This window comes from Thermophagus sp. OGC60D27 (genome assembly GCF_052400625.1).
In the GTDB taxonomy this organism is placed as follows: Bacteria; Bacteroidota; Bacteroidia; order Bacteroidales; family Marinilabiliaceae; genus Thermophagus.
In genome coordinates this window covers 65,959-80,318 of record NZ_JBQTGH010000012.1, presented here as the reverse complement: position 1 = coordinate 80,318, position 14,360 = coordinate 65,959, and the positions used below count along the sequence as shown (strand labels likewise).

Here is a 14,360-nt window from a genome sequence, read left to right as displayed (position 1 = left end):
TTTTATTCAAATTTTGAAATTGAAGCATATATTTCCACCATACATGCCTGATCTAACAACCATCTGGATTGATCACTATTTTCGCTCATCCAGCCTTTTCTAAATAAACCATTCTTATCCCGACCATTCTTCCACAAATAATCTAGGTTACTTAAAAAAATCTGAATGTATTCTGGATTGTGATTTAATTGATAGAGCTCCTCATAACCGCGATACATAATAACATTAAACCAGTTATCTGTACTTTTGAACAATCTTATAGTCTTTCCTTCCGCCGTTTTAAACTCCTCAGTAAAATATTGCATCGCACTTTCTGCAATTTTTTCCGCTTCATTTAAATAGGCTTTGTCGTCGGTTAGTTTGTATATTAAAGATGCCGCCTGAAGCATCTGTCCGGTGTTATAGGTGAACTTCCGTTCATCTAATGATCCCTGAACAGATAAATTATCATAATAAAGGCCATCAACCGTATCTTTAAGATTGGAATGCACCCATTCATATATTTTTATTCCCCACAAAAAATAGGAACTGTCCCGAGTAGCTTCAAACAACTTAAGGCCCAGAACAGAAGCAGGTGCATTTGAACATGTATTTTTAGAGTACTTCTTTTGCTCACACCAGTAAATACCACCTCCCAACTTATCATCCCAACCACTTAAAATAAATTTCCATAAGAGTTTGGATTTTTCAAGGAAAAATTCATCGTTTGTTAAATGGTATGCTTCTAAAAAATCCAAAGCCAGCCATATATTATCATCATAATATCGGTCACTCTCGCCTCCCTGAACTATATATGACTGATAAGCAGGTGGCACTCGATCTTCATCATAATAGTTCTCAAGATTGGGAACAATAATCTCCCGCAACATCCTTTCATATTCCTCACTACCGGTTCTCTTTATCAATGCATTAACTGCCGATAAAAGACCAGATGTGGGCCAAAGAAATGCAACCTTTCTTCCGGCCAGCGAATCTTGCTCCACAAGGTATGAAACCGGCTTACCACTAGACGGAGGAAAGCTCTCATTAAAAAGATGGTGGTAATGGGCATCATAGAATTTTAAGATCTTATCCATGGTTTGTTGGGCCCTTTTTACGCCTTCTGGATTATTCCCATTATGACACTCTACCAGGAATAAAACCATCCATAACAAAAGAAAGGGCACTTTCCACATTGTCCATTTTTCAGTTATCTTCATATTTCCTGCATTTTCTAATATTGATAATGTTCAAATCCTACCGACACTCATTGAATGGATGAGAACTTATTATTTTGATTTTTCATATCTCTCAATGCAAAACCAAAAATTTTAAGATCAATTCAACATGTATTTTTTAAAATTCCATAGTACTTTTAAATTTCGTGATAAAGCAAATATTTACACGAAGTACTGTTATTCAAAAATTGAATTTTCCAACAATGAATGGTTCAAAGATTAATAAAACGGGGTTAATAATGGGGTTAATTACGGATTAACATTTTAAAAAAGTTATTAATCGTTTTAATTTGTCAACCAACAACAAACTTTTGTTCCTGCTTAATATTTAGACATTTCAACCTATAGTAGGAATATGACAATGAAGTTTGTCAACACTTTTTCTGGTCCTTAAGAAAATATGAATCTATAAAACCGAGTCATGAAAACTCCCTTTGCCTCTTCCAACATTTCGGGAATCGATCCATAACATTAATTTACTAAGGATGAAAAATACTTCATATTGAAAACGGATACTTAAGAACGATATAAACAAATGCAGAAAGACAACAATATTGGAACTACGAGCTTTAAATATCTTAAATCTCTTCCACAATGCCTTTCTGCATATGATTAAATTAAAAAGCTAATCCAGAAATCCGCCCTCTTCCAACCGAGCCATTGCCTCTATCGTGGTAGCTCCACTAATGGCAGATCGCAAGTCGCCCCATATAACGCTCTCCCCTGGAGTCTCCCACCAGGTGTAACTAAATTTTATTTCAGGTTCCTTTTGTGTTCCGTAAGACCATAAATAATTGGCATTATTCTCCAGAAATAAAATAAATCGGTCCCTATCATTTTCGGGCAAATCGGGCTGTTGAATCAATAAGGTGAAATACCGGACAAAAATCCCTTTAAACAGATTTACATCATGTCCATTTCCATTATTAGCCTGTTCTCCGAAATCGCGCATAACACGGTTATTGGTATTGATGTTGGCACTCATGTGATATCTGGCAGCTTTTATGGCATCTCTCATATATACCTCATCTTTAGTAATGGTATATAGTTCAATGGCTGCACCAATAAAAGTTCCAACATCATAGGAATAATCTCCATTGGTATTATCAAAATGCTCATAAACCCTTCCCGAAGACAAATCGGTTCTGTTGTATTTCATCCACTCGTAGATTCTAATCGCCCATTCCAAATTATTCAACCCGTCAATAACCTCGTCGGGATATTTTTGATATCGTCGCGCTGCGATAATGGCAGCAGGACCATTAGCTGGGATCCCTTTGTCATCTTTCACTTCGTCGGATTGTTTGCGCCATTTTATTCCACCTCCTTGATAATCCGACCATCCTTGGGTAATCCAATACCACAAATCTTCGGAGGATTCTTTATAACGCTCATCATGGGTCGCATCATAAGCCCTCATATGTGCCAGACAATGCCACCCCATATCATCATAGAATTCATTTTCCCAGGTATCGCCATACCAATTCTTATCTTTCACGCCTTCATAAAAATTATATATAGCTGTTTTATAGCACTCTTCCCCGGTCCGTAGATAGGCATCAACCAATACATCCAGTCCATGTGCCTCTGGCCAGTAGTCATTCCAGGTTATAGCACCATCAAATGTATTATTAAAACAATAGTGATTGCTATTCCAATACCTGTCAAAAAAAGCCGGAGAGCTACTATCTGCAGCCGCCACCCAGGAATAATCAGGAAATTGGTTCACTTCAATGTATTTATCTTCATATGAACCACATGCGGCAACAATAAGAACTATTAATATAAAATATACTTGTTTCATATTCTTAATTTTTCCATAAGAGTTCTCAAAATACGATTTTATCCTCCAATTGGTTGGATCAGAAACTCCAAAAATAACCCTGGTAATCAGCCATTTTTGGGGGATATTTTGAGAACTCTCAATTTTTTGATTATTCGTGTATGTTGCTAAATTCATGGGTATAATTACCTTCAGCGGTCATCGACACTTCAATATCGGTAAAAAAGCGATCCAAGTCTGCCCCATCACAAAGTTCATTGGGAAATTTAAAAGGACGATCCCACTGGCCACTTCCTACTTCTACCAGATCAAAATAACCTTCGCGATCCATATTGGGTCGAGGATCGTAAAATGGATCCCCTTGGCCCCAGTGCTCTTCTTGACCATCTACATCAAAAATAAACTTATAACGTTCATCAAATCCCCAACTGGTGGATGTCAGTTGAACATTATAATTCAGCAATTCCCAGATGCCTCCACCAACGTAAGTAAATTCCTCACGAGCTTGAGTCCAACACACATAAATCTCTAAGCTATTTATTTTTTCCAGCTTGGCAGAAGCGGACTCAAAATCAAGGGTAATGCGATAAACACCCGATTCTGAAACGCTTGATCCTTCCGGTGTGGAATAGGTTTCTTTAAACGAAACCTGATCTTCATTTACTACAAAAGTTCTCTGCTTTCCACCTAATTCGGAGTAAAAATAATACGGCTTATCGGCGACCAGACTGGTATAGATCTGGTAAACACCTACTTCTTCCGTGGGTTTTACCATCTGACCTTCCTCCGAACCTTCTCCTGCAATAAACAAATCGGCACCTTCAAGATCATTGATACTGTTTAATCGAATTACTGTGATCGTTCTTGATTCTATTGCCTCTTCAAAGTTTATTCCCCGATTAGAACGAACCGTCCACTTCAAAATTCCCTCTTCCGCCAATTCAATACCTGCTTTTGCAGCTATATCATTTAAGGTTTTATGGGTAATAGTGGCACCATTGGCAAGCCCTTTATTATCAGATGTAACAATATAAATTGGATCAGAAAAATCTCCATTCTGAGTATCAAACAAAACTTCATAATAAACGATGCTGTTATCTTCCGCATAAGCTTTTGCCCATTCAAAATACATACTACCGGATGGTTGCAACACAGTATATTTTTCGTTTTCCGGTTCATACAGCTTCTCTACGGCTGTGACTGTTACATTTTTAAATTGTTCATCCTCGCTGCAGCCGACAAAAAAGACTGACACTAAAAGGAAAAGAGAAAAAAAAGCTAATATAATTTTAGTTTTCATTGTCAATTATTTTAATATAAACGTTTGAATTATTCCAATAATAAATTAATCATTGATCCTCACATACGGATTAACACAATCACACCAAAACCCTAATATCCTGGATTTTGCCCTAAGTTTGGATTGATGATATTCTGCTGCCGGGGAATCGCCCACAGATAATCGCGATCCTTATTAAAGCTTCCTGTTTCATAGTTGTAATAATCCAAATTTCCACTACTCATATCGAATTTGGCACCACGGTAAGGCTCATTCAAAACCACCTCGGCAGTTCTCCATCGACGAATATCATATACGCGGGAACCTTCCAGGGCTAGTTCTACCCTTCGTTCATTTCTGATAATTGCCCTAAGTTCTTCCTGACTTCCACCCGGAAAATCCAGTGCCAAAGGCGTATTGTCAAAGCCGGCACGTTGACGAAGAACCTTAATGGTCTTATCCCAAACGGCAGCATCCATCTCTCCCAGTTCATTTATGGCCTCTGCATACATGAGCAACACATCCGCAAAACGAAGCGTAACGAAATTGATATTGCAACTCCAAGAGGTTCCAGCAGTCCAAGCCTCGGGGTTAGGATCATAATATTTACGGTAGAAATATCCCGTTTGAGTCCCATTCTCCCTGCCAATGCGATCATTGCTATTATTTTCAGAATCATTTGGATCCACATTTACCGTATAGGTTATATCGTCCTTGGTGGTTATTGTGCTATTATGACGAACGATGGTCATGTCCATCCGTGGATCTCTGTCTTCATAAGGATCTTTTGTTTCGTTCCATCGGCTGCCATCCTTCATTAAATAGGAATCAATTAGGCTTTGCGTTGGACATGCCTGAGTAAACTGCACATTCGGAAGACTGAATGGGACATAACGGGATATTTCGCCCCAAGTACGATCTTCCGGTACATATTGTATATCAAGAATGATTTCTTCGTTATATTCATTCTTTTTATAAAACAACTCCTGATAATTGGGAAACAAAGAATATGAGCCATATTCTGCACTATTTACCAATTTGTCGGTATATTCTTTAACGAGTTCAAATTCATTGAAATTCAGAGCAACTCTGGCATTAAAAGCTATGGCAGCACCACAGGTTATCCTTCCACGATCTTCCTCTGCATATTCATCCTTAGTTGGAAGAATTTCTGCAATATCTTCCAATTCTTCATGAATCCAAGCTACGATTTCACTTTGGGATGTGGGATAAATGGTTTTAGCCGTTTCCAAATCAATATCTTGGGTAAAGAAGGGGACATTCCCATACCAATTGGTCAGTTGAAAAAACAAGAAAGCACGAATAAACCTTGCCTCTGCCATCATTCTGTTTCTCAAAGACTCATCCATATCAACCCGATCAATATTCGCCAAAAAGGTATGGGTTGTTTTAATTCCTGAATAACAATCACTCCACACATTGTTGAAAAGTGAAGTAGATGCATTGGCTTGTCCATTGCTTATTACCCTAACATCATCATTGCCATACCCATTATAAAGATTATCACTTAATCTTTCATCACGAAAAACCCTTCCTGGATTATTCATTTGTCGGTAGGCAATATTTAATAAAGAGGCTGCTTTCTCTGCTGATGTCCAATAGGTTTCATCTGTAAACTGATCTGCAGGAGCCACGTCCAGTTTGACGCATCCCCCCGACAAAATCAATAGAAAAAGCAAACTCCATGTCGTATTTTTGAATAATACTGGTTTCATATCTCCAATATTTTATATCTATTTAATTAAAATTTCACTTCAATACCGCCACCATAATACTTCAATGTGGGATAATTACGGCCGCTATTTGCACCACCTGCATTCATGCTGTTTCCAAACTCAGAAGATTCCGGATCGATAAAACGATTCTTGGTTAAAGTCAACAAATTTTGACCGCTGGCATAAATCCGGATCTGTTCTATTCCCATTTTGCTGGTTATATTTTGTGGCAACGAATATCCAATTTGAATATTTTTTAAGCGTAGGTAGGCTGCATCGTAGATGTTACGATCTGAAGAGTGACTATAATTATTGGAGTACGACGGTGATGCACTGTTTACCAATCTGGGATAATTAGCATCCGTATTACCGGGGCTCCAATAATCCAGTTGATGCTCAAACATTACATAATAATAACTGCCATGAAAGGGTTCAATCATTTCTCCCCTAAGGGCCATATCCCGTTTGCCAACGCCCTGCCAAAGCATATCTACATCAATGCCTCGCCAATTCATGTTATAGCTAAATCCGAAGGTATAGCGAGGGAACGCATTGCCTAAAATATAACGATCGTTATCATCGATTACACCATCTTTGTTTCGGTCCACATACTTTACATCTCCAGGCTGAACAGAAGCGCCTAAAGGAAGGGCAGAATTGCTGATTTCTTCCAAGGTTTGAAATAACCCGTCTGTTTTGTAGCCATAGTAACTATAAAGAGGTACTCCTTCCCGAATAATACGCTCTATTTCATCAGATCTGGCAATATCCTGATCGCCATACTTCATTACTTTATTGAATGAATCCCCTAGATTAAATCCAAAAAAATGAGAAAATTCACCATGGTAAAGCCGATAATTGACAGTTAACTCCCATCCCAAGTTTCTCATTTCTCCAATATTCGCTTTCGGCACTGCGCCTCCCAAGGTACTGGGTGTTTGGGGGGTAAGTAATATATCCGTAGTGTATTTATTAAAGTAATCATAGGATACGGATAGTTTGTTATTAAAAAATGTAGCATCTACCCCAATATCAAATGTCGCCGTATTTTCCCAGGTTAATAACTCATTCCCGTAAGTATATCCTGTTCCTGTAACGGATTGATTGTTGAACCCATATTGGTTGTTATAAATTGTATAGGTGGTCAAATACTGATAATCCGATACAGATTGACTTCCCAAAAGACCATAAGAACCTCTCACCCTCAAATCACCAAACCGATCACTCCAGAAGGAAAAGAACTCTTCATTGGAAAGTCTCCAACCCAATGAGGCAGACGGAAAAAAGCCCCATCGTTGATCCTTGGTAAAGCGAGAGGAACCATCGTATCGACCGCTTATCTCCAGATAATACTTATCCATATAAGTATATCCAAAGCGTCCCAACCACGAGTACAAGGCTCTTTCTGAAAAGCCATTAGGCGTATTATAACTTCCGGGATCATAAATGGTATTGTCTGTATCCTGATAAAGATCCGGATCTACATAATGACGTCTAATCTCATTACTTTCTCGTCTAATGGATTCGGAAGTCTGGCCGAACAACCCTGTAATTTTATGTACCTCATTAAAGGTGCGATTGTATTCCAGAAGAAGTTGAGTGTTCAGCATGGTTGTTTTGGCATTATAATCCTCAATGTGGAATTCTTCGGAGCTTGCCTCATTTACAATTTTATCCCTATCCTGATAATCATACACCGGGTAGTATCTCCGTTTTATTAAACGATGCTCCGATTTCAGATCATACCCTAAAACAGCTTTCGCCTTCAACCCTTCCAAAATTTGCAGCTCTCCTGTAACAATCCCCTGAAAATGGTCATTGTCATTTTTGGTGTTACCCCCATGCTTTAACGATGCAAGAAAATTACCACCACTCGTTATTTCGTTATTATAATACCTTCCCTCTTCATCCGGATAAATATCATAGGTATTATAAGTAGGAACACGCATTACATCCGAGATCCATAATCCGCCTCTGTCCGAAAGGTTTTCATTTCTATTATATCCTACAACAGACGTGAGTTTAAATCGCCCAAATTCAGAAACAACATTGGTCCTAAAATTATATCGGGAGATCCCAAAATCTTGACCTTTGTAGTTACTCTCCTGGTCGTAATATCCAAATGATACATTGTAGGAAATATTTTCAGTCCCTCCCCGAATACCAATATTATAACTTTGTTGAAGTGCATTTTTCATTACAGCCTCTAACCCCCATTCGCTATCACCTTCAGCAAACCTTGCGATCTCCTCCGGCGAATACACCGGGTTGAGTCCTGCATTCACATACGAATCATTTCTCAGTAAGGCATTCTGATAGCCTTTCAATGGCTTTAAAAGAATATCCGGCATCTGAATACCAGTGGAGGCATTAACCGTTATTTCGGGGGCCATATTAAAGCTCCCTTTTTTGGTTGTTATCAAAATAACCCCATTGGCCGATCTTGATCCGTATATGGCTGCACTACCTGCATCTTTCAAGATGGAAACACTTTCAATATCGTTGGGATTCAACTCATTCATACTTCCAACATGATCCGCAACCATACCGTCAATTACTAACAAAGGATCATTATTATTAAGTGTACTAATTCCCCTAATGTTAATATTCATGGAGTTGCTATTTGGATTCATGCTACGCTGCTGAATAACCAAACTGGGTGAGGTCCCCTGTAAGGCCTGGGTAAGATTGGCGACCGGTCTCCCTTCAACTGCTTTTGCCTGCACCTGATCCACGGCACCAATAAGATCTCCTCTTTTGGCAGTCCCGTACCCAACCACAACAATTTCATCCAACAACTCTGAACTTGCCTTCAACAGAATTTCATAATAATTATCGTCTCCAACAGTAATGGTTTGATCTTCATATCCCACATAGGATATCGTCAGTTCTGTGCCTAAGGTCACCTCCATTTGAAAATGGCCATTCGCATCGGATAACGTACCTTCATTTGTACCTTCAATATATATGGCAACTCCGACCAGTGGCCCCAGCTCATCCTTTACCATACCCGATATTTCCTTTTTCAAATCATTTTGCTGATTCAACCCGGGATACCTAACGTTTCCACCATCAGCAAAAGCAGGCTCTAACCCTCCAATTGCCATAGCAAAAATCAATGTTCCCAATGTACATAGCTTTGTGCAAAGCCTTTTGTATCTCATCATAATCATTTGACTTTTTTATTAAAACTAATTCTATTCATGTTCATTCCAATACTTTTTCCAGTGATTAAATTCCTCATTTTCTAAAGAATTTATTAACCTTGTAATAATCCAATCTTAAAGATTTTCATCATTAAGATGTGTTAAAATATCTGTCTTTTATTTTTGTCATAATTTAATATCGATAAAAGTTGATTCCAGCTAAAAAATTAAAAGAATGGTTTTCCAAGCATTCAAGGTTGATGAATTTCACCAGATTACCACCATCGAACCAATCCCGTCCTTAATACTGATTTACTAACCCTTTGCATAATGTATTTTTAAAAATCCCTTTCAAATATTATGTGAAGCAAGACTTTTCTATAAGACCTCAAAACCCAAAAACACTTTTTATCTATTGATTACACTTTTTCAAATACAAAATTATACTAATCAATATCCCCCAAGGTACGTTCGAGGGACATTAATGTACACGATAGTGCCACCGACCCTAAACCGTATAAATTTGGCACAAAAACATACTTTCATTTCACGCCGATCAAACGCCCCATTTCACCCTGTATTTCAATCTTTTCCAAAACCCGAACATCCAAACCACATCGAAGAAAAATAACCATTGGAAGGATTAACAAAACCCAAAAGATGCAAGACGTATGTACGATTAAAAACTTAATTTCTGAAAAATATTACGAGTCCCCAATCCTTTCATTTTATAAAAAAACACATATTTTTGCATTTCTCACTTTTAAGCTAATATTGGCAATGAAAACATCCCACCACCAAAACTTTCACCTCAAAATAATAGGTCTGCTATTGCTTTTGGGAGTATCTGCCAAAACAGCGGCTTACAACTTCAAAACATTATCAAATAAATCGGGGTTATCAAACAGTGCAGTACTTTCAATGTGTCAGGATCATCAAGGATATATGTGGTTAGGCACCTGTGACGGACTAAATGTTTATGACGGACAAAGCATTCAAACTTTTAAACCCTCAAGCCTTTCTAACAGCCTTTCGGGAAACCTGATTGAAAGCTTAATCGAAACGCATGACAATATTTTCTGGATCCAAACCAATTACGGTTTAAATAAATTGAACAGAGCCACAGGTATTATTGAATATTATGACAATTTTAAAGAAAAAAACCATCTAATTAAAACCAACGACAATAATTTCTTCGTTCTTCTTAAAAATGAAATTTTTTACTACATCCCATCACTTAATGATTTCAGAAAATTTTCACTCAACTATAATCCGGCGGATACAATACTGAATGTCAACATCGATTCGAACAACATTCTTTGGGTTTTCAAATCGGAAGGAGTTGATACCTATCAAATAAAATTTGATAATCACGAAAAGGTGACTTTTGATCCTCTGAAAATATTCTTCCACAAAACAGGATTATTATTTGCGAGCCATGAAAATGATATGGTCTATTTTATCGATCGCAATTTCGATTTTTTCGAATATAATCTATTAAATAATACCACTCGTTTTATAACAAATTTGACGACCGAAATCTCTTCCAAAGGAGAAATAAGCTCTATTGTAAAACACAACAATAACTTCTTTATTGGATTCAAAACAAATGGTTTGATACAACTAGAGCCCTCTTTAAGTCGATTTGGCATGTATGAAAAATATGAACTTGGAATAAAATCAGGAATTTTTTGCCTGCTTAAAGACAAATTTCAAGACATTGTTTGGGTGGGTACAGATGGCCAGGGGGTATATTTATGCTCGTCAGACCCATATACTGTTAAATCCATAACTTTTAATAATTTCTATGATCGTATTTCGAAACCTATTCGTGCCCTATATTTAGATAAAGAAAGCAACCTTTGGATAGGAACAAAAGGTGACGGGATATTAAAAATTTCCAATTTCTCAAAGAATACCACAATCATCGATGAACAGATTTCACATTTTGCATCCTCAAATAGTCTGCTCAAAAACAATTCTGTTTATGCGTTCGAAAAAAGCAAAAAAGATATTTTGTGGATTGGCCATGATGAAGGATTGAATTATTATTCTTACAAAGAAAGAAAAATAAAAGATATCCATCTGAATATCAACAACAATCCCATAAGATACATCCATTCTATTTGTGAACTAAATGATACAACTCTATGGATGGCATCAGTCGGTGAAGGCATTTTCCGGGCAATCGTTTCAGGCACTCCTGACGATCCCCACATTAAAAATGTGAAGCAAATTACGATTCAGGATGGCGAATTTTCTGCCAATTACTTTTTTACCCTTTACAAAGAAAACGATACGATACTTTGGTTTGGGAATAGAGGTTATGGAGCCTACCGGATTAATACCAACACCATGAAATTGGAGTCGATGAAATTTGGCACCCATAACAACAATAAAACACTGGATGATGTATTTTCCATGAATATTGATAAAAACAATAATTATTGGTTCGGAACCAGTTTTGGGTTGGTCAAACTATATCAAGGTAACAAACAGGTTTTCAATGAAAATAACGGCTTCCCAAATAATACGATCCACGGAATGCTGCAAGATTCCAACAACAATCTTTGGTTAAGTACCAATCAGGGGATCATAAGATTTGATACAAAACTGGAAACCTTTCAGATTTATAACCAAAATACCGGACTGGAAGTTATTGAATTCAGCGATGGAGCTTATTTTAAAGATCTTAACTCAGGCGATTTGCTTTTTGGGGGCATAAATGGCTTGGTAACAATATCTAAAAACGAGAGAATCAGTCATGAAAAATATGTACCGAAAATACTATTCAATGACTTAACTATTTTTGGAAAAAAATTCAACATTAATGATTTTTATGACGAAAGCAGAAATTCTATTCAATTAAAATACCATCAAAATTTCTTTTCGATCAAACTCACTGCCATTGATTTTATTAACAGCAATAATTACAGTTTTTATTACAAACTGGAAGGATTAAATGACAATTGGATTGAAAATGGCAAATCGAACATTGTGTCTTTTACCAATATTCCACCAGGTCATTATACGTTACACACCAAGTTTCGCAATCTTATTTCGAATGTCTCTAGCGATGTTGCCTCCCTCAAAATAACCATTGTCCCACCTTGGTATCGAAAAAACATTGCATTTGTTATCTATTTTATTGTATATGCGCTTTTGGTTTTCTTCACCTTTCGTTTGATAAAAAAATGGTATCGACTAAAAAATATGGCCCTTGAGGCCAAAATGAATGAAAACAAAAAGGAAGAACTTTATGAATCAAAACTTCAGTTTTTCACCAATATCACACATGAACTATGCACCCCATTGGCATTAATTCAAGGGCCATGCGAAAAAATCCTTTCATATCCGAAAGTAGACCATCAAATCAAAAAATACGCTTCACTAATTAAAAATAATTCCGGCAAACTGAATGCCCTCATACAGGAGCTTATTGAGTTTAGAAGAATTGATACAGACAATAAAACCATTAAGGTAGAATCTCTTCCTATTTCCAATCTAACGGAAGAAATTGCATCATCATTTTCAGACATGGCAGAGTCTAAAAACATCTCTTTCGTGTATAATATAGATAAAAATATTACCTGGAATTCAGACCGAAGCTGTTATACAAAAATATTAAACAACCTCATTGCCAATGCTTTTAAATACACAAACATTAATGGCTCCGTTGAAATCAATTTGTCCATCGAAAAGGATAATCTTAACCTATACGTTTTAAACACCGGGAAAGGAATCAAGGAGGAGAAAATTCCTTTAATTTTCGACCGATATAAAATACTAGATGAATTTGAGGGCCTCAACGATGGACGGTTCCCTTCCAGAAATGGACTCGGACTTGCCATTTGCCACAGTATGACCCAACTGTTAGGAGGAAACATTTCCGTGACCAGTATTCCCCATAAACAAACCCAATTCAAGGTTACTTTACCTCAATTGGAGGTAAATCAGGAAAATTCGGACCCTGCAACAGCCAATGATCAAAGACAACCCATTCCGCCCCTTCATGCCACAGATGTCAAATCAACGATAGCTTTTAGAGAACAAAATAAACCAAAACATCAAAAATCTGATTCCACGGTACTCATCATCGATGATGACGAAGAGATGTTATGGTTCTTGTCCGACTTATTCTCCGATTCATTTAATGTAATTAAAATGACCTCGGCCGTTGATGCCCTTGATTATCTGGGCAAATATCAGGTTGACCTGATAATCACGGATATTCTGATGCAAACCTTGGATGGTATTTCTTTTACAAAAAGCATTAAACAAAACAAATTATTGGCGCACATCCCGGTCATTCTACTTTCAGCAGTTAATTCACCTGATTATCAAGTAAAAGGAATTGAAGCCGGCGCCGACCTGTATTTATCCAAACCTTTCAACATTAATTATTTATTAGAAATTGCAAACCGGTTTCTTGCCCGTGAAGAAACCCTTAAAGATTATTACAATTCCATATTTAGTTCCATCGAGTTGGAAGAAGGTAATTTCTTAAAAAAAGACGACAAAGATTTTTTTATCAAAGTTCTTAATTCCATTGAATCCAATATTACCGATCCAAATCTTTCTGCTGAAACGATCAGCTCATTAATGGGGTTCAGCAAACGAAATTTATACAGAAGGTTAAAGCAAGTAACGGACAAATCGGTCATGGAACTAATCAAAGAATATCGCTTCAAGAAGGTGGAAAAGCTTCTTATTTCCACCAAGATGTCGGTGGATGAAATTATGTTTAAAACCGGATTCCATAACAGAGGACATTTCTATAAATCCTTTAAACAGAAATATGCTAAAACACCTAAGGAATACAGAAATTTTCACCAAAAATCTTTTGAAAATAATAAAGTCGACTAAAATAGCTGATTAATGATTTTTCTATTTAAACGGATAAATGGTCCTAATCTGATTCCTATTGACCACATGCAAACAACGTTGATGATTCATTTTGCACTAAGTATTTAATACCTTGAAGGATGGTAGATTCAAATGATTTTTACATTGGTGTATGTCTCAAGATGAAACTTTTTTCAGCACTCTCATGTGTTAAATTTCTATCTTTCGCGAATGATTCCATCCACTGCCATTCTTTTCCCGGTTGCTTTTTTACGGATTTTCCAATCAAGCATCATGGGTGGAGCGGACGAACAATTATACATTTTGCCGGATTAAAACCAACTCATACCTTAT

General features: G+C 37.0%; 6 protein-coding genes. 1 reads left to right on the top strand and 5 read right to left on the bottom strand.

The window, feature by feature from the left end; genetic code table 11:
* Positions 1–2: 2 nt before the first annotated feature.
* The 5 genes from ACT29H_RS14375 to ACT29H_RS14355 all read right to left on the bottom strand — a co-directional run bounded on the left by ACT29H_RS14375 (position 3) and on the right by ACT29H_RS14355 (position 9,182).
* Positions 3–1,199, bottom strand: a complete 1,197-nt coding sequence (locus ACT29H_RS14375) for a glycoside hydrolase family 76 protein (protein WP_444822343.1) — start codon at positions 1,197–1,199, stop codon at positions 3–5.
* Between the two features lie 643 nt (positions 1,200–1,842).
* Entirely contained in the window at positions 1,843–3,021 is a 1,179-nt protein-coding gene (locus tag ACT29H_RS14370) for a glycoside hydrolase family 76 protein (protein WP_444822342.1), read from the bottom strand.
* A 130-nt stretch (positions 3,022–3,151) separates the two neighbouring features.
* Positions 3,152–4,300: a SusE domain-containing protein gene (locus ACT29H_RS14365; protein ID WP_444822341.1), complete on the bottom strand. Its 1,149-nt coding sequence runs from the start codon at positions 4,298–4,300 to the stop codon at positions 3,152–3,154.
* 92 nt (positions 4,301–4,392) lie between these two features.
* Positions 4,393–6,015 (bottom strand): RagB/SusD family nutrient uptake outer membrane protein, encoded by a 1,623-nt coding sequence (locus ACT29H_RS14360; protein WP_444822340.1) that lies wholly within the window; start codon positions 6,013–6,015, stop codon positions 4,393–4,395.
* 26 nt (positions 6,016–6,041) lie between these two features.
* Positions 6,042–9,182 carry a SusC/RagA family TonB-linked outer membrane protein gene (locus tag ACT29H_RS14355; RefSeq protein ID WP_444822339.1) on the bottom strand — a complete coding sequence of 1,047 codons (3,141 nt, stop codon included), beginning with the start codon at positions 9,180–9,182 and terminating at the stop codon, positions 6,042–6,044.
* Between the two features lie 759 nt (positions 9,183–9,941).
* On the opposite strand from ACT29H_RS14355, the gene ACT29H_RS14350 reads away from it, so the two are divergent.
* Positions 9,942–14,027: a two-component regulator propeller domain-containing protein gene (locus ACT29H_RS14350; protein WP_444822338.1), complete on the top strand. Its 4,086-nt coding sequence runs from the start codon at positions 9,942–9,944 to the stop codon at positions 14,025–14,027.
* Positions 14,028–14,360: the final 333 nt, after the last annotated feature.